The organism is Sphingomonas sp. ID1715, assembly GCF_013044515.1.
Classification (GTDB): Bacteria; Pseudomonadota; Alphaproteobacteria; order Sphingomonadales; family Sphingomonadaceae; genus Sphingomonas_B.
The window spans coordinates 485957-506126 of sequence record NZ_JABEPR010000001.1 but is presented as its reverse complement, the minus strand read 5'-3'; the positions used below and the strand labels follow the sequence as shown (position 1 = coordinate 506126).

At 65.1% G+C, this 20170-nt stretch carries 22 protein-coding genes; 12 read left to right on the top strand and 10 right to left on the bottom strand.

Features of this window, described 5'->3' with window-relative positions; translation table 11 throughout:
• Nucleotides 1–57: 57 nt before the first annotated feature.
• Nucleotides 58–1302, top strand: a complete 1245-nt coding sequence (locus HJG53_RS02495) for a hypothetical protein (protein WP_217352565.1) — start codon at nt 58–60, stop codon at nt 1300–1302.
• A gap of 355 nt (nt 1303–1657) precedes the next feature.
• Here HJG53_RS02495 and HJG53_RS02490 read toward each other — a convergent pair whose 3' ends face one another.
• Together HJG53_RS02490 and HJG53_RS02485 are read right to left on the bottom strand one after the other, a co-directional pair.
• On the bottom strand, nt 1658–2113 hold the full coding sequence (locus tag HJG53_RS02490) for a vgr related protein (protein WP_171127596.1): 456 nt from the start codon (nt 2111–2113) through the stop codon (nt 1658–1660).
• 8 nt (nt 2114–2121) lie between these two features.
• Nucleotides 2122–2565 (bottom strand): copper chaperone PCu(A)C, encoded by a 444-nt coding sequence (locus HJG53_RS02485; protein ID WP_217352564.1) that lies wholly within the window; start codon nt 2563–2565, stop codon nt 2122–2124.
• A 156-nt stretch (nt 2566–2721) separates the two neighbouring features.
• Between HJG53_RS02485 and dnaK the strand changes: the two genes are divergently transcribed.
• Nucleotides 2722–4635: a molecular chaperone DnaK gene (dnaK, locus tag HJG53_RS02480; RefSeq protein ID WP_171127595.1), complete on the top strand. Its 1914-nt coding sequence runs from the start codon at nt 2722–2724 to the stop codon at nt 4633–4635.
• A gap of 103 nt (nt 4636–4738) precedes the next feature.
• A complete protein-coding gene (dnaJ, locus tag HJG53_RS02475; protein WP_171127594.1) occupies nt 4739–5854 on the top strand; it encodes a molecular chaperone DnaJ in 1116 nt (371 codons plus the stop codon).
• Nucleotides 5855–5871: 17 nt separating this feature from the next.
• Here dnaJ and HJG53_RS02470 read toward each other — a convergent pair whose 3' ends face one another.
• The 6 genes from HJG53_RS02470 to HJG53_RS02445 all read right to left on the bottom strand — a co-directional run bounded on the left by HJG53_RS02470 (nt 5872) and on the right by HJG53_RS02445 (nt 10666).
• Nucleotides 5872–6114 (bottom strand): hypothetical protein, encoded by a 243-nt coding sequence (locus tag HJG53_RS02470; protein WP_171127593.1) that lies wholly within the window; start codon nt 6112–6114, stop codon nt 5872–5874.
• A gap of 56 nt (nt 6115–6170) precedes the next feature.
• Entirely contained in the window at nt 6171–7487 is a 1317-nt protein-coding gene (gene purB, locus HJG53_RS02465; RefSeq protein ID WP_171127592.1) for an adenylosuccinate lyase, read from the bottom strand.
• Nucleotides 7488–7520: 33 nt separating this feature from the next.
• Entirely contained in the window at nt 7521–8459 is a 939-nt protein-coding gene (gene argC / locus HJG53_RS02460) for an N-acetyl-gamma-glutamyl-phosphate reductase (RefSeq protein ID WP_171127591.1), read from the bottom strand.
• On the bottom strand, nt 8456–8827 hold the full coding sequence (locus tag HJG53_RS02455) for a hypothetical protein (protein WP_171127590.1): 372 nt from the start codon (nt 8825–8827) through the stop codon (nt 8456–8458). Before HJG53_RS02455 ends, argC begins: the two co-directional genes overlap by 4 nt.
• Complete coding sequence (locus HJG53_RS02450; RefSeq protein ID WP_171128116.1) at nt 8772–9128, bottom strand: MarR family transcriptional regulator; 357 nt, start codon at nt 9126–9128, stop codon at nt 8772–8774. Before HJG53_RS02450 ends, HJG53_RS02455 begins: the two co-directional genes overlap by 56 nt.
• Before the next feature lie 137 nt (nt 9129–9265).
• Nucleotides 9266–10666, bottom strand: coding sequence for a leucyl aminopeptidase family protein (locus HJG53_RS02445; RefSeq protein WP_171127589.1), 1401 nt, complete (start codon nt 10664–10666; stop codon nt 9266–9268).
• Nucleotides 10667–10747: 81 nt separating this feature from the next.
• On the opposite strand from HJG53_RS02445, the gene HJG53_RS02440 reads away from it, so the two are divergent.
• Entirely contained in the window at nt 10748–11200 is a 453-nt protein-coding gene (locus tag HJG53_RS02440) for a hypothetical protein (protein WP_171127588.1), read from the top strand.
• Here HJG53_RS02440 and HJG53_RS02435 read toward each other — a convergent pair.
• Nucleotides 11197–11658, bottom strand: coding sequence for a PA2169 family four-helix-bundle protein (locus HJG53_RS02435; RefSeq protein WP_171127587.1), 462 nt, complete (start codon nt 11656–11658; stop codon nt 11197–11199). The genes HJG53_RS02440 and HJG53_RS02435 overlap by 4 nt on opposite strands.
• A 56-nt stretch (nt 11659–11714) precedes the next feature.
• On the opposite strand from HJG53_RS02435, the gene HJG53_RS02430 reads away from it, so the two are divergent.
• A complete protein-coding gene (locus HJG53_RS02430) occupies nt 11715–12227 on the top strand; it encodes a DUF1697 domain-containing protein (RefSeq protein ID WP_171127586.1) in 513 nt (170 codons plus the stop codon).
• Here the strand turns inward: HJG53_RS02430 and tyrS are convergent.
• A complete protein-coding gene (tyrS, locus tag HJG53_RS02425; RefSeq protein WP_171127585.1) occupies nt 12224–13453 on the bottom strand; it encodes a tyrosine--tRNA ligase in 1230 nt (409 codons plus the stop codon). The genes HJG53_RS02430 and tyrS overlap by 4 nt on opposite strands.
• Before the next feature lie 91 nt (nt 13454–13544).
• Between tyrS and HJG53_RS18505 the strand changes: the two genes are divergently transcribed.
• The 7 genes from HJG53_RS18505 (at nt 13545) to HJG53_RS02390 (ending at nt 20170) form a co-directional block, all read left to right on the top strand.
• The gene (locus tag HJG53_RS18505) at nt 13545–14393 is read left to right on the top strand and encodes a GIY-YIG nuclease family protein (RefSeq protein ID WP_254447476.1); all 849 of its coding nucleotides are present in this window, start codon (nt 13545–13547) and stop codon (nt 14391–14393) included.
• On the top strand, nt 14390–15586 hold the full coding sequence (locus tag HJG53_RS02415) for an exo-beta-N-acetylmuramidase NamZ domain-containing protein (RefSeq protein ID WP_171127584.1): 1197 nt from the start codon (nt 14390–14392) through the stop codon (nt 15584–15586). The genes HJG53_RS18505 and HJG53_RS02415 overlap by 4 nt, the downstream gene beginning before the upstream one ends.
• 354 nt (nt 15587–15940) lie before the next feature.
• Complete coding sequence (locus tag HJG53_RS02410) at nt 15941–16684, top strand: TlyA family RNA methyltransferase (RefSeq protein ID WP_171127583.1); 744 nt, start codon at nt 15941–15943, stop codon at nt 16682–16684.
• Between the two features lie 50 nt (nt 16685–16734).
• The gene (locus tag HJG53_RS02405) at nt 16735–18651 is read left to right on the top strand and encodes a TonB-dependent receptor (RefSeq protein ID WP_171127582.1); all 1917 of its coding nucleotides are present in this window, start codon (nt 16735–16737) and stop codon (nt 18649–18651) included.
• 54 nt (nt 18652–18705) lie between these two features.
• Nucleotides 18706–19260, top strand: coding sequence for a TspO/MBR family protein (locus HJG53_RS02400; protein ID WP_171127581.1), 555 nt, complete (start codon nt 18706–18708; stop codon nt 19258–19260).
• A 12-nt stretch (nt 19261–19272) separates the two neighbouring features.
• Nucleotides 19273–19542, top strand: a complete 270-nt coding sequence (locus HJG53_RS02395) for an accessory factor UbiK family protein (protein WP_171127580.1) — start codon at nt 19273–19275, stop codon at nt 19540–19542.
• Between the two features lie 115 nt (nt 19543–19657).
• Nucleotides 19658–20170, top strand: coding sequence for a YbjN domain-containing protein (locus HJG53_RS02390; RefSeq protein WP_171127579.1), 513 nt, complete (start codon nt 19658–19660; stop codon nt 20168–20170).

Here is a 20170-nt window from a genome sequence, read left to right as displayed (position 1 = left end):
GGCGCGGCGCGCTTGTGTGGGCGATGAACCTCGCGCCCGTTCACGCGTAATGCGCGCGTGCGGCCGAGCCTCTTTCCCAGCTTCTTCCTGTCAGGCTTCGAATGCTCGACCTTCGACTGGAAGGATGTCGGGCGGCGCGATCTGAGTGCCGAACTGCAGCATTACGGGCACGCGGACGGCGATTACCGGATGCTGCGGCCACTCGGGATTGCAGTGACGCGCGAAGGCATTCCATGGCCGCTGGCCGACCGCGACGGAGACTATGACTTCTCCTGTATCGACCCGCTGATCGAGGCGCAGCGGCGGCATGGCATCATCCCGATCTGGGATCTCTGCCACTATGGCTATCCCGACGATCTTGACCCGTTCTCCGATGCGTTCGTGGATCGCTTTGCCGCTTATGCGCAGGCGGCGGCACGCCATGTGGCGGAGCGGGCGCATCACGGCCCGCTCTTCTTCACGCCGATTAATGAGCCTACCTTCTGGGGCTATATGGGCGGGGAATGGGCCTGGTGCGCGCCGTTCGGCAGGACGGCGGAGGATCGCCGCCGCTTCACCTGCCAACTCGCCCGCGCCGACATCGCCGCCGTCAAGGCGATCCGCGCCGATTTTCCGGACGCGCGCATGGTCCATATCGATCCCTTGATCTGGGTCGTGCCGCCCCGCGACCGGCCGGACCTCGCCGAGGCGGCGCGCCGGGAGAGCTATGACGACGCCTATATCGCCTGGGACATCATCTCAGGCCTCAAGCACCCGGAATATGGCGGCAGTCTGGAGATCATCGATATCCTCGGCTTCAACAATTACAGCTTCGGGCAGATGGAGTATCGGGAGGGCGGACCGCACGCGCCGCTGGAGCCGGGCGACGGCCGCATCCGCTCCGTCTGCGATCTGGTCGAGGAAGCCTGGGCCAAATACCAGCGGCCCTGCATCATCGCCGAGACCTCCGGCCGCGGCGCCGGCCGCTCGCACTGGCTCAACGACATTGCATCCGAAGGGCTCGCCGCCATCCGCCGCGGCGTCGATCTGCACGGCATCTGCCTGTTTCCCGCCGTCGACATGACCGACTGGCACACCGGCGAATGGCTGAAGATGGGCCTCGCTGATGTCGAGCGGCTACCCGACGGCACGTTGATGCGCATGCCGAACGCCGCCTATGCCGACACCCTTCGGCATTGGCAGCAACTGCTCGAGCATGCCGGCGCGCTCGACGAAGACCCGTACAGCGATCCGATCGATCTCGATCGCATCGCGGAGATCGCTGCCCGACATCAGCTCACTGCCGACACTGACTGGCAATGATTTGTGGAGGTTGAACTGCCTCGATGCAGGGACGCCCTGGACGCCGAGTGATCGGCAGATTGACGTCAGGCCGTGAACGCAGCGCCGATCAGCTCTTGCACGGGCCGACAGGATCCGACCAAGCTGAAAAGACCCGTCATGATCAGTGCCTGGGTGAGCCCGTGCGACCGCTGGACCGGCATTTGCCGCATCCGATCGCAGAACTCCATGTAGGTTTCGCCAAACCTTTGACCTGGCAGGTGAAATGCAAGGTCGTTCCCCATTTCCCCTTCCTCCTACGCTACACCCAGTCGGATGGACTACACTGCCGTAACGTTTAACACTCTCTAAAGTTCATCCGTTCCGAGTGCCGAGTTTAGAACGGCAAAATGGTCTCATATTGCTGAAGAGACGGGGCGCCCCGGACATGGGCGCCTTGCCGTAGCAGGAAGGTGTGGCGGACGATTTCGGCCTGTTGTTCGAGGCCGTAGCGCGTCAATTCCCAGCCGGGTTTGATCGAGTAGTCGTAGCGGCAGAAGGGGTGGCGGGCGAGGGGGAGCCAGACGCCGCGCTGATGCTGCCAGACATGCGTCATTTCGTGGATGAACAGTCCCTGGTCGCCCAGCGGGCAGGTGGAATAATCATCCTTGAACAGCCCGCCTTCCGGGTGGAACCACAGGTGCCCGTCCGGCGACATGGCGACGCGGCGCGGCTGGAACGGCCACCATTTCGCGGCGTGGATGCGCACCTGTTCATAGTCGATGGCGCGGCCGAACATGGCGGCGGCCAGGTTGCGCTCGCCTTCGGTCAGGGGACGGCCTTGGCTGCGCATCGGTCCGGTCAGGAGCCCTTGGGCGGCTCCTGACCGGCCGCGACCAGCGGCGCGTCGGCCTGGATGCGCTCACCGTTGGAGAATGAGAAGGTGAGGGTGATCCGCTTGGGCGGCTTGATGCCAGGATTGATGTTCCACAGCATGACATGCTTGCCGCCCGGTTCGAACTTCACTTCGCTGCCGGCGGGCACCTGGACATTGGTGACCGGCTTCATTCCCGCCATCCCGTTCATGCCCGCCATGGACTCGTGCATTTCGCTGCGGATCGCGACTTCGGTCGACACGCCGATCAGGCTCACATCCTGCGGCCCGCCATGAATGGTGAAGTAAGCGGCCGACGGGTTCTCCCGGACCGGCGAGAAGCGCACATAGGCATCGGTCACGCTCAGCTGCTCTTCCTTCGAACAGGCCGTGAGCGCCGCCAGCAGGAGGATGGGCAAGGTGCGGATCATAAGCGGACAAGCTCCATCGGAACGGCTCCGTTCCCCTACGTCCGCGCTCTCCTTGCGGCAAGAACAAGCGCACCTATATCGCAGCCGTAACCGGGCGGTCGCCTCTTTTGGGACCGACCGATCAACGCTTTGAACTTAGGGGCAGACAGAGGAAAAATGGCCAAAGTTATCGGGATCGATCTCGGCACCACCAACAGCTGCGTGGCAGTGATGGAGGGCGGCAAGCCCAAGGTGATCGAGAATGCCGAAGGCGCGCGCACCACGCCTTCCGTCGTCGCTTTCACCAAGGACGGCGAACGTCTCATCGGCCAGCCGGCCAAGCGCCAGGCGGTCACCAATGGCGACAACACCATTTTCGCGGTCAAGCGCCTGATCGGTCGCCGCTTCGACGATCCGGTGACCAAGAAGGACACCGAGCTGGTTCCCTACCAGATCGTCAAGGGCAAGAATGGCGACGCCTGGGTCAAGGCGGGCGGCGAGGATTATTCGCCGTCGCAGATTTCGGCCTTCACGCTGCAGAAGATGAAGGAAACCGCCGAGAGCTATCTCGGCGAGACGGTTACCCAGGCGGTGATCACCGTTCCCGCTTACTTCAACGACGCGCAGCGCCAGGCAACCAAGGACGCCGGCCAGATCGCCGGTCTCGAAGTGCTGCGCATCATCAACGAGCCGACGGCCGCGGCGCTCGCCTATGGGCTTGAGAAGCAGGACGGCAAGACGATCGCGGTCTACGATCTGGGCGGCGGCACTTTCGACGTGTCGATCCTGGAAATCGGCGACGGCGTGTTCGAGGTGAAGTCGACCAACGGCGACACGTTCCTCGGCGGCGAGGACTTCGATGCCAAGCTGGTCGAGTATCTGGCCGACAAGTTCAAGGCCAAGGAGCAGATGGATCTGCGCACCGACAAGCTCGCGCTGCAGCGGCTGAAGGAAGCGGCCGAAAAGGCGAAGATCGAGCTGTCCTCGACCCAGTCGACCGAGATCAACCTGCCCTTCATCACCGCCCGCATGGAAGGCGGTGCGACCACCCCGCTTCACCTGGTCGAGACGATCACGCGCGCCGACCTCGAAAAGATGGTCGCCGACCTGATCGAACGCACCAAGGCGCCGATGAAGAAGGCGCTGGAAGATGCCGGCATCAAGGCGGCGGACGTGGACGAGGTCGTGCTCGTCGGCGGCATGACCCGGATGCCCAAGGTCCGCGAGGCGGTGAAGGACTTCTTCGGCAAGGAACCGCATACCGGCGTCAATCCGGATGAGGTCGTCGCCATGGGCGCGGCCATCCAGGCGGGCGTGCTGCAGGGCGATGTCAAGGACGTGCTGCTGCTCGACGTGACGCCGCTGTCGCTGGGCATTGAGACGTTGGGCGGCGTGTTCACGCGGATGATCGACCGCAACACGACCATCCCGACCAAGAAGACGCAGACCTACTCGACTGCGGACGACAATCAGCAGGCGGTGACGATCCGCGTGTTCCAGGGCGAACGCGAAATGGCGGCGGACAACAAACTGCTGGGCCAGTTCGACCTGGTCGGCATCCCGCCGGCGCCGCGCGGCGTGCCGCAGATCGAAGTCACCTTCGACATCGACGCGAACGGCATCGTCAACGTGTCGGCGCGCGACAAGGGCACCGGCAAGGAACAGCAGATCCGCATCCAGGCCTCGGGCGGCCTGTCGGATTCGGACATCGAGCAGATGGTCCGCGATGCCGAGAAGTTCGCCGAAGAGGACAAGAAGCGGCGTGCGGCGGCAGAAGCCAAAAACAATGCCGAGAGCCTGATCCACACGACCGAGCGCCAGCTGTCCGAACATGGCGACAAGGTTGAGGAGTCGATCAAATCGGAGATCGAGAGCGCGGTGGCGGAGGCTAAGTCGGCGGTCGAGAGCGAAGACGTCGACCGGATGAACTCGGCGACCCAGGCGCTTGCCCAGGCGGCGATGAAGCTGGGCCAGGCGATCTACGAGAAAGAGCAGGCCGCGGCAGCGTCGCCGGGCGCCGACGCTCCGGACGGCGCCAATGACGATGTCGTCGACGCCGAATTCTCTGAAGTGGACGAGAACAAGGGCTGATTGCCTTGAAACGCTTCTCGACTTCGCTCGAAGCGAACGGAAAGGTGCTTAGAACCCCGTTCGTATCGAGCGAAGTCGAGATACGCTTACGCTTGGGGTCAGCATGAGCACCGAAGTCGATTATTACGAGCTGCTCGAAGTCGAGCGTACCGCGGACGACGCGACCATCAAGTCCGCCTACCGCAAGCTCGCTATGAAATATCACCCGGACAAGAATGGCGGGTGCAAGGATCACGAAGCGAAGTTCAAGGCGGTCAACGAAGCCTATGACTGCCTGAAGGATCCGCAGAAGCGGGCCGCTTACGACCGCTTCGGCAAGGCTGCGTTCCAGAATGGCGGCATGGGTAGTGGCGGTTTCCGCGGCGACCCCGGCTTCGAGGGCTTTTCCGACATCTTCGAGAGCATCTTCGGCATGGGCCGGCAAGGTCCGCGCGGGCCGCAGCGCGGCGCCGACCTGCGTTACGACCTGGAGATCACGCTCGAAGAGGCATTTCACGGCAAGCAGACCGAAGTCTCGTTGGAGGTCTCGACGCAGTGCGGCACCTGCGCGGGCACGGGGGCCAAGGCCGGTGCCGGCGCGCGCGGCTGCAACACCTGCGGCGGCATGGGTAAGGTGCGGGCGCAGCAGGGCTTTTTCGTGGTCGAGCGGACCTGCCCGACCTGCCACGGGGCCGGCGAGGTTATCTCCGACCCGTGCAACGTTTGCTATGGCGAGGGCCGGGTCGACAAGCAGAAGACGCTGAGCGTCAACATTCCTCCCGGCGTCGACGAAGGCACGCGCATCCGCCTGTCGGGTGAAGGCGAGTGCGGGCCACGCGGAGCACCGTGCGGCGACCTCTACATCTTCCTGCACGTCAAGCGGCACCCGATCTTCGAACGGGAAGGCACCACGCTCTATTGCCGCTGCCCGATCAGCTTCACGACCGCGGCATTGGGCGGGTCGATCGAGGTGCCGGGCCTCGACAAGCAGGCGCACGAGATTCGCATTCCGGCAGGCATCCAGTCCGGCAAGCAGCTGCGCCAGCGTGGGGCCGGCATGCCGGTGCTGAACGGCCGCGGACAAGGCGACATGGTCGTGCAGGTGGAGGTCGAGACCCCCACCAAGCTGACCGCCAAGCAGAAGGCTCTGCTGGAGGAATTCCGTGCGACCGAGACGGGTGACGAATGCCCGGAGAGCCGCGGCTTCTTCGAAAAACTAAAGTCAGCTCTGGGGGCGTAGGCCCGCCCCCAGTCGCTTCAGCAGCTGGCCGCTGAGCTGCAGCTGGGGCGGCCCATATTGTCGTCGGCCATCTTGCGCGCGGCGTCGTTGCCGTCTTTTTCCCGCTGCACCCACTGCGCCTTGGTCAGGCATACCTTGCGGCTGGCGATCAGCGAGCCGATTGGCACTTCGCGCCTGCAGATCAATTTGTCCTTTGGCTCCGGCGCATCGGCCGCCGGAGTTTGACCCGTCAGAAGCAGCAACGCGGCAAGGCTGAGCAACATATTCCCCCCTGTTTGAAGACGATGCGCTTACATTCATGCGCGCGCGATCGGCGTCAATGGCTGCCGAAGACCCGATCGAATATCGTGTCGACATGCTTCAGGTGATAGCCGAGGTCGAATTTGTCGGTGATTTCGTCTGCTGACATTAGGGCAGTGACTTCGGGGTCGGCCTTCAGCAGGTCTTCCAGCGAGAGTGCACCGTCCGATTCCCAAACCTTCATCGCGTTGCGCTGAACGAGCCGATAAGCGTCTTCGCGGCTTGCTCCCGCCTGGGTGAGCGCCAGCAGCACGCGCTGCGAATGGATGAGCCCGCCCATCCGGTTCATGTTCTTGGCCATCCGCTCCGGATAAACGAGCAACCTGTCCAACACTCCGGTCAGCCGCGCGAGCGCGAAGTCGAGGGTGATCGTGGCGTCCGGGCCGATATAACGTTCGACCGACGAGTGGCTGATGTCCCGCTCATGCCACAAGGCGACATTTTCAAGCGCGGGCGTCACATAGCCGCGCACCATGCGGGCAAGACCGGTGAGATTCTCGGTCAGCACCGGGTTGCGCTTGTGGGGCATGGCCGACGAGCCCTTCTGGCCAGGCGAGAAATATTCCTCCGCCTCCAGAACCTCGGTGCGCTGCAGGTGCCGCACCTCGGTCGCGAGCCGTTCGATCGAGGAGGCGATCACGCCCAAGGTCGCGAAGAACATCGCGTGACGGTCGCGTGGAATGACTTGGGTCGATACCGGCTCGACCGTGAGCCCTAGCTTATCCGCGACATATTGCTCCACCCGGGGGTCGATATTGGCGAAGGTGCCGACCGCCCCCGAGATCGCGCAGGTGGCGACATCGAGGCGGGCCGCCATCAGCCGTGCCTTGGCGCGGGTGAACTCGGCATAGGCTTCGGCCATCTTCAGGCCGAAGGTGACCGGCTCGGCATGGATGCCATGGCTGCGGCCGATCGTGGGGGTCAGCTTGTGCTCGAAGGCGCGGCGCTTCAGCACCTCCAGCAACGCGTCCAGATCGGCCAGCAGGATGTCGGCCGCGCGCGACAGCTGCACGGCCAGGCAGGTATCGAGCACGTCGGAGCTGGTCATGCCCTGGTGCAGGAAGCGCGCCTCCGCGCCGGTCCGCTCGGCGACGTGGGTCAGGAAGGCGATGACGTCGTGCTTGGTCTCGGCTTCGATTGCGTCGATGCGGGCTATGTCAAACGGAGGCGCGGCTTTGTGAGCCTCCCACACCTTGGCCGCCGCTTCCTTCGGCACGATGCCCAACTCGGCCATGGCATCGAGCGCATGCGCCTCAATCTCGAACCAGATCTGGAACCTAGTCTCGGGTGCCCAGGTGGCGACCATCTCGGGCCGGGAGTAGCGGGGGATCATGGTCGGTCCTTGGGCTGGAGAAGCGGCGGTGCTCTAAAGCCTGAGGCCGCTGAGTTCGTCCAGCCCAAGCATTAGATTGAGGCTCTGCACGGCGGCGCCGGCCGCACCCTTGCCGAGGTTGTCGAGGCAGGCGACGAGCCGCGCCTGACGCCGCGCCTCATTGCCGAAGACCAGCAGCTCCAGCCTGTCGGTGCCCGCCTGTCGTTCGATCGTGACCACGGACATCGCCCCGGCCTCCTCGCCTTCGACGACGGTTACCAACGGCCGACCTTGATAGGCCTCCTGAAGCGCCTGTCGAAGTTCTTCCAGCGGCGGGGCGGCCGGCAACGGCACTTGCACGATCATCCCGCGATAGGTGCGCGCCACCGCCGGCGCGAACAGCGGCGCCGTGGTCAGGCCGGCATGCACCTGCATCTCCGCGACATGCTTGTGACCAAGCGAGAGACCATAGAGCCGGAAGGCGGTATCGGTCGCGTCAGGCGCATCGGCCTGCTCGAAGGCGGCGATCATCGCCTTGCCGCCGCCCGAATAGCCCGAGGTGGCGTTCACCGTGATCGGCGCGTCGGGGGGCAACAGGCCCGCAACGACCAACGGCCGCACGAGCGCGAGGAAGCCGGTCGGGTAACAGCCGGGATTGGAGACTCGCTTCGCCTCCGCGACGCGCGCGGCGCCGTCCGGCTCCAGCTCGGGAAAGCCATAGGTCCAGCCGTCCGCCACCCGATGCGCCGTCGAGGCGTCGATCACGCGCGTGTGCGGATTGTCGATCAGGGACACCGCTTCGCGCGCGGCATCGTCCGGCAGGCAGAGGATCACGGCGTCGGCGCCGTTCAGTGCCTCGCGCCTCGCTGCGGGATCCTTCCGCCGCGTGTCGTCCAGGCGGATCAGCGACAAGTCCGCGCGCCCGGCGAGCCGGTCCGCGATCTCGAGGCCCGTCGTGCCCGCGGCGCCATCGATGAAGACCTGCGCCGTCATGCCGCAGGCGCTGGCGAGAGGGCGGCGAGCGGGACATATCCGACCAAGCCATCGCGATCACGAAAGCCCCAGACCCAATCACCGGCGACTTCCAGCACCGCGAACCGCTCGCCGGAGGCAAGTTCGCCGAGAGCTTCACCCTCGCGGGCGGCAAGCACCGTGCAGCCGCCGCAACAGGACCAGAGCTGTGGCACCGCATAGTGCGGGGCGAACCAGCGACCGGCCAGGCGGATGTCGGCCAGGTCGCGGCGTGCCGCATTGTGCGTCAGTTCGAGCGGCCGGGACGGACCGGAAAGGGAGAAGCGCCTCCGCTCAGGCGTGGACGGGCTCGCGACTCTCGGTCCGCTGGCTGCGCTTTTCGCCGCCATTGCCGTTGCCGCCGCTCGTGCCGATGAGCGATTTGAAGTGCTCAAGAAAATCCGCCCCTTCCCGTGTGGGTGCGACGAAGATGTTGCGGCGGTCCGCATCGTCGCGCTGGCGGCGCAGATAGCCGAGAGCGCCAAGCCTGTTCAAGGCGCGGGTGACGACCGGCTTCGACACGTTCAATGCCTTGGCGAGGCCACGCACCGTATGCGGACCAGGCTTTAAATATACAAGCAACAACAACGCCATCTGCCGATTGGTCAGATCCGGATCGCCGGATCGGACGTAACTCAACAGGGTGCGCATCCACGAATGCAGGCCGGTTTCCGCCACGGACATTCTCCTCGGCCATCCGTGCATCTGCTGGCAAAGATCCGGATGGCTTTACATCTTGGAGACTCGAACGCGTGTCGGTGGCGTCGGTTTCGCGAGGGAATCGAAAATTAACCAGCAGGGACCGAAAGGTAGCGGCGGCGCAGCAGCTCCCAGCAGGCGCGCAGGCCCAGCGCCTCGCCGCCTTTCGGCCGCCCCGGCTTGGGCGACGGGCGCCATGCGAACGTGTCGAGATGGACCCAAGGGGTTGACGCATCGACGAAACGCTGCAGGAACAAGGCTGCCGTGACCGCACCCGCCATGCCGCCTTCCGGAGCATTGTCGAGGTCAGCGATGTCAGAGCGGAGCATCTCGTCATAGCCGGACCAGAGCGGCATGCGCCAAAGCGGGTCGGCGACATCCCTGGCCGCGGTGAGCAGGTCGTCGGCCAGCGTGTCATTATTGGCGAAGGTCGCGGGCAAGTCGGGGCCGAGGGCCACTCGCGCCGCGCCGGTCAGCGTGCCGAAGTCAATGACTAATTCGGGCTTCTCTTCGCCCGCACGAGTCAGCGCGTCGGCGAGGATCAGCCGGCCCTCCGCATCGGTGTTGCTGACTTCGACGCTGAGCCCCTTGCGGCTGCGAAGCACGTCTCCAGGCCGCATGGCATTGCCCGCAATGGCGTTTTCCACCGCCGGGATCAGCAGATGCAGCCGGACCGGCAGGCGCGCCTCGACGATCAGTTGCGCGAGCGCGAGCGCATGCGCGGCCCCGCCCATATCCTTCTTCATCAGCCGCATGCCGGACGACGGCTTGATGTCGAGGCCGCCGGTGTCGAAGCACACGCCCTTGCCGACGACCGCGATACGGGGATTGGCCGGATTGCCCCATTCCAGCTCGATCAGCCGCGGCCCACGGTCCGCCGCCGCCGCTCGACCGACAGCATTGATGAGGGGAAAGTCGCGCGCGAGATCGTCGCCCTTGGTGATGCGGAGACTGGCACCGCCGCGCCCCGCGACTTCCTCCGCAGCAGTCTCGAGCTGTGCAGGCCCCATGTCTTCGGTCGGCGTGTTCACTAGGTCGCGCACGAGAGCGACTGCCCCGGCCAGCCGGACAGACTCATCGATGCGCGCCGCGTCAGCCGTGACGAGGACCCTCGGTCCCGCCGGCGTTTCGGGGCTACGATAACGCTCGAACCGATGCTGGGCGAGGAGCCAGCCGAGCAGCGCCTGACCGGGCGAAACCTCGAGCCGGTAGCTGCCCTCCGGCAAGGCATCGGCCGCCTTGGCCAGGTCCCAAGGACCGAGGGTGTCGATAGACTCGACGCCGAGAGCCGCGCTCCAATCCTCTGGCCCTTCGCCCGGCAGGATCGCTAGCTCGCCTGGCTTACCTGCAAACCGCTGAGCTCCGGCAGCAGCGCGCATCCGCGGCGTGAGCTGCTTCAGCCAGCCCTCGAACCCGGCCTGGTCGACCAGCAGGAGGGGGTGGGCAGGCTGGCCGCGATCGGCCTGCAGAAGATCGCTGAAAGAGTTCACTAACCCTGTTCCGAAACCAAGAGATCAGAGCTCCTGACATATAGCGGGCCGGCCGCAAAGCGCGGTTGTGCAAGGTTGCTTATGCGTACCCAACTTCGGGCAGTGCTGTTTTTCTTCTGCCTGGGCCTGGCCGGTCCGACGGCCGCCGCACCGCGCCTGTCCGTGCCGGTGTCGAGCAACGACCAGGTGGGGGTGGCGGTCAGCGGCAAGAGCGGGACCGGCCGGGGCGTATCGGCGATGCTGGGAATGTGGAGCGACGACGGCGCGCTTGAGCTTGCCGGCTTTCAGCAGGGCGCGCGCCTTGACCCCGCCACGGCGCGCGCCGCCGAGATCGTATCGGGCAAGGCGATGCATTCGCGGGGCGTGCGCCTCACCGGCTCATTCTATCGCAGCGGCGATCCCGCGGGCACCGGCTGGACGCTGTCTGTCGACGCGCGCCAGCAGCAGGTCAGCGACATCGGCGCGGCGCTCAGCGGTACATGGCGCACCGCCAGCGACTCGCGCCTGACGCTCGGCGGCAGGTTCCGCTTCTAGGCCCGCGCGCCCTCGAGTGCGTGCTTGAGATCGCGCACGCGATCATGGCCCCGCCGTACCGAAGCATAGGCTTCCTGCACGACCTGCCGCGCCTCGGCGGAGAGGCTGGTGTCGTTCAAGGCTGCTTCGTACTTGTGCTTGATATGGTCCTCGCCGCGCTCGACTTCGTTGATGACGGCCTTGTCGTCGCGGCCGGTAATGGCGGACTTCAGGTCGACAAAGGTGCGGTGGGCCGCTGCGAGCGCCGTTCCGTCATCCTCCGGATTGCCGCCGAGCCGCGCGACGGCGGCCTGCAGCTGCGGCAGCACCTGTTGGCGATCGCGGGCGAGCTCCTGAAACATCTCGCGGAACTGCGGGTTCTCGACGGCGTCGGCCGATTCCTGATAGCCGTTGATACTGTCGATCGTCGTCGCGATCAGCGAGTTGAGCGTGGTGACGTCCGTGTTCGAGCCGATCATCTTATCTCTCCTTGTTGGATCGGCCGGACAACGACCATGACGCGGAAAGGGTGCAGATGACGGCCTATGTCGCGCTGTTGCGCGCGGTGAATGTCGGAGGCTTCAAGCTGCCGATGGCCGAACTGAAGGCCATGTGCGACGCGGCGGGGTTCGAACAGGCGCGGACCTATATCGCCAGTGGTAACGCAGTGTTCGGCGCGGTGCTCGGCGAAGCCGAGGTGAAGTCTGAACTCGAGGGCCGGCTGAAACATTATGCTGGCAAACCGGTGGCCGTGCTGGTCAGAGATGCGGCCGCTATGCGCAGCGTGCTTGCCGACAGTCCGTTTCCGGGCGCGACGCCGAGCCGGACCTTCGCGCTGTTTTTCGATGAGGCGCCGACGCAAGCCGCGATCGACGACGTGCGACACCGCGAGGCGGAGGAGATCCGCCTCGGCCGGCGCGAGCTCTACATCCACTATCCCGAGGGCATGGGATCGTCGAAGCTGGTGATCCCGGCCGCCAGACTGGGAACCGCCCGGAACATGAATACCGTGGCCAAGCTCGCGCAGATGGCGAGCGAACTGGCTTAGGCGGGTGTGAGCAGGCCGTGATTTTTCTTGCCGGCGGAAACGCGCACTGTTGACGCGCCGACGCTGATCGCCAGCGCTTCGTCCTCCACCTTTTGCCCGTCCACGCGCGCGCCGCCACCCTTGATCAATCGCCGCGCCTCGTTTTTGGAGCCGGCAAAGCCGAGGGCGATCAGGGCCTCGACGATGCCGATGCTGCCGCCTGCAACCGCATGCGTGGGCAGGGCCTCGCCGGCCGCGCCTTCCTCGAAGGTACGGCGCGCCGTCTCGGCTGCTTCTTCGGCGGCTGCACGGCCCCGGCACATCGCGGTCGCTTCGTTGGCCAGGACCTTTTTCGCCTCGTTGATCTCGGCGCCTTGCAGCGCTTCCAGTCGTGCGATTTCGTCGAGAGGCAGGTCGGTGAACAGGCGCAGGAACCGGCCGACATCGCGGTCGTCGGTGTTTCGCCAGAACTGCCAGTAATCATAGGCGGAGAGCTGGTCCTCGTTCAGCCAGACGGCACCCGACATGGTCTTGCCCATCTTGCCGCCATCGGCGGTGGTGATCAGCGGCGTGGTGACGCCGAACACCTCCACGCCATCGACGCGCCGCGTCAGTTCGATGCCGTTGACGATGTTGCCCCATTGATCCGAGCCGCCCATCTGCAGCCGGCAGCCGAACCGCCGCGACAGCTCGCGAAAGTCATAGGCCTGCAGGATCATGTAGTTGAACTCGAGGAAGGACAGCGACTGCTCGCGGTCCAGCCGCAGCTTGACCGAGTCGAAGCTGAGCATGCGGTTGACCGAGAAATGCTGGCCGATGTCGCGGAGGAAGGGGATATACTCCAGCCGGTCGAGCCATTCGGCGTTGTCGACCATCACCGCATCGGTCGGGCCGCCGCCGAAGCTGAGGAACCGCTCGAACACCGTCTTGATGGACGCAACGTTGGCGCGGATCGTCTCGTCCGTCATCAGCTTGCGCGCTTCGTCCTTGAAGCTCGGGTCGCCGATCTTGCCCGTGCCGCCGCCCATCAGCACGATCGGCTTATGCCCCGCCTGCTGCAGCCGCCGCAGCAGCATGATCTGCACGAGGCTGCCGACATGCAGCGACGGCGCGGTCGGATCGAAACCGATATAGCCCGGCACCACCTGCTTGGCCGCCAGCGCATCGAGCGCCGCCGCATCGGTCGCCTGGTGGATATAGCCGCGCGAGGAGAGCAGGTTCAGGAGGTCGGATCGGTATTTGGTCATGGCGCGTGGCCTTTAGCGGATGTTTGTCCGTTTTCACCACCGGTTTGGGCTGAGCTTGTCGAAGCCCTCCCTTTCTTCTTTACAGGCAGCGATGAGCTTCTGGACTTACATGATCCAATGTGGCGATCGCACGCTCTACGTCGGTCACACGAACAATCTGGACCAGCGTTGGGCAGAGCATCAGCATCGGACGTTCAAAGGCTACACGGCTTCGCGCCACCCCTTGCACCTCGTTTGGAGTCAGGAGTTCGGCACGCGAGACGAAGCTCTGGAAGCCGAACGCCAGATCAAGGGGTGGGGAAGGGCCAAGAAGCTTGCGTTGATACGCGGTGACTGGGCGTTGATCTCGGCGCTCGGCCGATCTCTTAGGCAAGAGGAAGGGAGGGCTTCGACAAGCTCAGCCCAAACCGATTTGGGAACAGCCTTCCTGCATCCGCACAGTGCGTTGCTGCCCAGCCAACCCTTCAGCATCGAAGCACGCCTTGCTCTCGGTAAGAACAAAGCTCGCGTAGGATTCACGCTGAGTGGGGCCGTCGACCTGTTGCTGGTTCCTACCCGCTCACCCGCGGCCCGCCGCGACAATCTATGGCAGCACACTTGCTTCGAGCTCTTTGCACGAACCTGGACTGGCTACATCGAATATAACCTCTCCCTCTCGACGGAGTGGGCGGCCTACGCATTCAGCGGGTATCGCGAGAACATGTCCCAGCTCGCAGTCGAGCCGCCGGGGATTCGGGTGGAGCGGAGCGCACATCGGTTGCAGCTCACCGCTGAACTCGACCTGCCGGCCGAAGCAACCGACATCGGCCTCTCCGCCGTGATCGAGGAACTGGACGGTACCAAATCCTACTGGGCGCTGCGTCATCCGCCAGGGGAGAGACCGGATTTCCATCATCCCGATTGCTTTGCGCTCGAACTCCCGTCAGCAGGCGAGGCATGAAGTTCGGCATCGATCGGCTGCTCGCCGACCCTGATCTGCGCAAGCCGCTGGAGGGCAAGCGCGTCGCGCTCCTCGCGCACCCCGCGTCCGTGACGGAAGACCTGACCCATTCGCTGGATGCCCTGGTGGCATCGGGGTTGAATGTATCGGCGATGTTCGGGCCGCAGCATGGCGTGCGCGGCGACCTGCAGGACAATATGATGGAGTCGCCGGACTTCACCGACCCGACCTATGGCATTCCGGTATTCAGCCTCTACGGCGAGGTGCGGCGTCCGACGGGCCAGTCGATGCATACGTTCGACGTGATGCTGGTCGACCTGCAGGACCTCGGCTGCCGCATCTACACCTATGTGACGACGCTCCTTTACGTGCTGCAAGCGGCGGCGGAGCATGGCAAGGAAGTCTGGGTGCTCGACCGTCCCAATCCCGCGGGCCGACCGGTCGAGGGGCTGACGCTGCGTCCGGGCTGGGAGAGTTTTGTCGGCGCGGGTCCGATGCCGATGCGCCACGGCCTGACCTTGGGCGAACTCGGCCGCTGGTTCATCGACCACTACAAGCTCGATGTCGCCTATCGCGTGATCGAGATGGAGGGCTATGCGCCAGACGCGGCGCCCGGCTTCGGCTGGCCGACCGACCGCGTCTGGGTCAATCCGAGCCCCAACGCCGCCAATCTCAACATGGCGCGTGCCTATGCCGGAACGGTCATGCTGGAGGGCACGACACTTTCGGAAGGGCGAGGCACGACGCGGCCGCTGGAGCTGTTCGGTGCGCCCGACATCGACGCCAAGGCCGTGGCTGCGGAAATGCGACGGCTCGCTCCCGACTGGCTGGCGGGGTGTGCGCTGCGCGAGATCTGGTTCGAACCGACCTTTCACAAGCATGTGAGAACGCTGTGCAGCGGCCTCCACATCCACGCCGAGGGCCGCTTCTACGATCACCAGGCGTTCAAGCCCTGGCGGCTGCAGGCGCTCGCGTTCAAGGCGATCCGGCGGCTGCAGCCCCACTATCCGCTGTGGCGCGATTTCCCTTACGAATACGAGTTCGACAAGCTGGCGATCGACGTCATCAATGGCGGTCCGGCGCTCCGAGAATGGGTCGACGACCCCGCAGCGGCGCCGGGGGATCTCGATATCCTCACCCGATCCGATGAAGCCGCCTGGGCCGAAGAGCGCGTGCCATTCCTTCTTTATTGAGGAGGCGTTCCATAGCTGGACCGAAACGTGCTGGAATCCCGATGAAATGATTGCTGCTGCTATTCGTGAATCGAGGCGGCCGCTTTAACCATCATTTTACGATTGCGGGGCAGCATAGGCTTGGGAGCGATGGGGATCGCTTTTCGAGCGCCGGGGAGAAGGTCGCTGTGGAATCGAACGGTCGTTATTACATGCGTCGCGCTGCATTCGAGGCTGCTGCCGCCCGCCAGGCGGTCACGCCCGAGGCCGCAATGCGCCGCCAGGCGCTGGCCGAGAACTTCGCCCGCAAGGCGCGCGAGCTCTGCGCCTGAACTGAGTGTTGGCGGGGGCTCTTACCCCCGCTAAGCGGCGCGCATGGCCAAGCAGCGCGCCGACCAGCTTCTCGTCGACCGTGCCCTGGCCGAAAGCCGCACCCGCGCCCAGGCGCTGATCCTCGCCGGTCTCGTCTTTTCCGGCGAGCGGCGGATCGACAAACCCGGACAATCCGTTCCCGACGGTGCCCCGATCGAAGTGCGCGGGCGCGATCATCCTTGGGTGTCGCGCGGCGGCGTCAAGCTTGCGCATGGTCTGGATCATTTCGGCTGGGACGTGAGCGGCGCGATCGCCATCGACGTGGGCTCGTCGACCGGCGGCTTCACCGACGTGCTGCTGACCCGCGGCGCCGCGCGCGTCTATGCGGTCGACAGCGGCACCAATCAGCTGGCCTGGAAGCTGCGACAGGACGCGCGGGTCGTCGTGCTCGAGCAACTCAGCGCGCGGCTGCTAACGGCGGAGCACGTCCCGGAGCCCGTCGACCTGATCGTCTGCGATGCGAGCTTCATCTCGCTTGCCAAGGTGCTGGACGTGCCGCTCCGTTTCGCGGCCCCCGGCGCCCGGCTGATGGCGCTGATCAAGCCGCAGTTCGAAGCCGGCCGCGACGAAGTCGGGAAGGGTGGGGTGGTGCGCGACCGCTCCGTGCACGCACGTGTGTGCGAGGAGGTGCGCGCCTGGCTGGAAGGCGCCGGCTGGTCCGTTCAGGGCGTCGTGCAGAGCCCGATCACTGGGCCGGAGGGCAATATCGAGTTTCTGATCGCCGCCGTCCGTCGAAAACAGTTGTAACTGGTCGAAAGGGAGGCGCTGATCCGCTCGCGCCGGCGGATACCGCGCGGATGCGTCACCTCCTGTCGAGCGCGGCCCTTGCCGCCCTGATCGCCCCGGCCACGGCTTACGCCCAGCGGACGGACGACAATGCCACCACCCAATCCACCGACGCTTTCGGCAAGAGTGTCGGTGATGAGCGCATCGGCATCTACGATCCTAATAACGTGCGCGGCTTTTCCGCCGTGGAGGCGGGGAATACGCGCATCGAGGGGCTGTATTTCTTCCAGCAGGCTAACCCCACGGACCGGCTGGTCGACGGGTCCACCATGCGCGTCGGTATCGCCGCACAAGGCTATCCGTTTCCGGCGCCGACCGGCATCGCCGACTATTCGCTGCGCAAGCCGGGTGCCAAGCCGCTGGTCAGCCTGGTCGGGCGCGTCGGCCCGTTCGATGCCAAGGTCGGGCAACTGGACCTGCAACTGCCGATCGACGGGCAGCGCCTCGGCGTCGCGGCGGCGGTCGGCTATTTCGACGAGCCGCAGCATTTCGGCGGCACACCCAAATATCTGTCGATGGCGGTTACGCCGGTGTGGCGGCCCTCCGAGGATATCGAAGTGCTCGGCTTCTGGAGCTCGATCCAGACCAGCTCGCAGGAGGCACAGACGCTGGCATTCACCGCCGGCGACTATCGCCCCTCACGCGTCAAGCGACGCGTCTTTGCCGGCCAGCCCTGGGCCACTTATGAGGGCACCAGCTGGAACATGGGCGCGATCGCCAAGGCGAAGCTGGGCGGCTTCGACCTTGCCCTGGGCGGCTTCCGCTCGCTCAACCACGACGATCAGAACTTCATCGACCTGATTGTCGACTTGAAGCCGGACGGCAGCGGCGAACGACTGGTGCTTGCCGACAAGGACAACAAGTTTGCGGCCAATTCGGGCGAGTTCCGGGTGTCGCGCAGCCTGGACGAAGGCGATCGCCGGCACACGCTGATCGCGACCGCGCGGGTGCGGGAGCAGCGGCGTCGCTATGGCGGCACGGCCGAACTCTTCCTCGGTCCGACCCAATATGGCGTGCCGGACTTCAAGCCGTTGCCCGCGTTCACCATCGGCGCGAAGACGCGCGATCAGGTCAGCCAGAAGACGTTTGGGCTGGGGTACCAGATGCGCTGGGCAAAAGTCGGCGAGCTCGGCATCGGTTTGCAGAAGACGGACTATTCCAAGTCGGTGGACTTCCCCGACCGAGAGGATGTGACGAGCAAGTCCTCGCCCTGGCTGCCGACGGCCAACGTCGCGCTCAACCTGACCGACACGGTCGCGGTCTATGCCAGCTATTCCAAGGGGCTGGAGGAAAGCCCGGTCGCGCCGGAGCGGGCGGTCAACCGCAACGAAGCGCCGCCGGCAATCCTGACCGAGCAGAAGGACGCCGGTGTCCGCTGGACCGTCCAGCCCGGCCTTAGCGCGCTAGTCGGCGTGTTCGAGATCACCAAGCCCTATTACGCCTTCAACAGCATGACCGGCCGGTTCGGCAATCTCGGCCAGCTGCGCCATCGGGGCGTCGAGGTTTCAGTGGCAGGGCAGATCCTGCCCGGCCTCAACATGGTCGCGGGCACGCTGTTCCTCGACGCGGATGTGAGCGGCGAACTGGTCGATAGCGGCGCGATCGGCAGCAAGCCGGTCGGCTCGATCAAGCGCCGTACGATCGGCAGCGTCGACTATCGCTTTCCAAAGAGCCCGTTCTCGATCGACGCGGTGTTCGAGGAAACGGACGACCGGGTCGCAAACATCCAGAACACCCTGGTCGTGCCGCCCCGCGCGGTGCTCGCGGTCGGCGGGCGCTACCGGTTCAACGTCGGCAAGAGCAGCGCCCTGGTCCGCGCTCAGGTCAGCAACATCTTCAACAATTATGGCTATGGCGTGGGCGGCAGCGGCTTCTTCGTCTACAACCTGCCGCGCCGCTTCAGCCTGACGCTTTCCGCCGACATCTGACTCGACTCTCTGTGTGGCGACGCTAGGGAGCCGCGCGACAGGGGTGGAGATTCTGTGAGCCAGATCGCGTCGCGTGAACAGTTGAGAGGCGCCTTTCTGCGGCGGGCGTTGATAACGGTGCCGGTGGTCGTCGGGCTGGGCTTCTTGTCCGGAAGACTCGCCGGCTCGGGCAACGACAACCCATGGTTCGCGATGCTGGCGAAGCCGGAAGCGATGCCGCCCGGCTGGGCCTTCGGCGCGGCCTGGGCCGTCCTCTACGTCCTGCAGGGCCTCGCCTTGGCCATGATCCTGAATGCGCGCGGCAATCGGCTGCGGGGACTTGCCGTTGCCCTGTTTGTCGCGCAGCTGGCGCTGAACCTGGCCTGGTCGCCGCTGTTCTTCGGGCTGCACCAGGTGACCGCCGCCTTGTGGCTGATCGCCGCGATCTTCGTGGCCGCGCTCGCCACCACCCTTGTGTTCGGTCGCGTCCGGCCGCTCGCGGCGTGGCTGATGGTGCCCTATCTCGCCTGGCTGTGCTTCGCCGCCGCGCTCAACAACGACATCCGGCGCTTGAACCCGGATGCGGAGCAGCTTGTGCCCGGCTTCGCCAGCACCCACATAGGACGCTGATCAGGAGCGACCATGCAGACCGAGAACCGTTTCTTCGATGATTTCGCCAAGATGCTGAATGGCGTCGCCGGCACGGTGGCGGGCATGGGCCGCGAAGCCGAATCCTCGATGCGCGAGCGGATGAAGGAATGGATCGGCGGCATGGACTTTGTCAGCCGCGAGGAATTCGAAGCGGTGAAGGCGATGGCGGCTGCCGCGCGCGACGAAGCCGATGCGCTGCGCGTCCGCATCGCGGCGCTAGAAGCGGCTCAGAATGGGACGCAAGCGCCGCCTGTTATTTGAACAACTTGTTCCAAGCCTATCCACAGCTTTATGAACTCGCCCACAGGGGCGCGCTTGCTGGCTTGTTCGCACGCTGCGATCATGGCCGGCATGGGGCTGCTACCGGGGACCGGCCATGATGACGCTAGAAGATTTCGAAGAAGCTGAAGGCGAAACCGCCGCCCCGATCGAGATGCTCGAGAGCTATTATGCCGCGCACGGCTGGTCCTATGACCGGTCTGCCGATGACGAAATCATCGCGACGGTAAAGGGCAGCTGGACCGAATATGAGCTGCGCGGCGTCTGGCGCGACGAAGACCGGGTGCTCCAGTTTCTGGCGCTACCCGACATCAAGGTACCGGAAGACAAGCGCGCTGCGCTCTACGAGACGATCGGCCTCGTCAACGAGCAACTCTGGCTCGGCCATTTCGAGCTCTGGTCGACCAGTGGCATCCTGCTGTTCCGGCACGCGGCCTTGCTGGAAGGCGAGGAGCCGAGCCTGTCGCTGCCGCAGACCGAAAGCATCATCGAGTCGGCGATCGACGAATGCGAACGCTACTACCCGGTGTTCCAGTTCGTGCTGTGGGGCGGCAAGTCGCCGCGCGAGGCCATTGCCGCCGCGCTGATCGAGACCCAAGGCGAAGCCTGA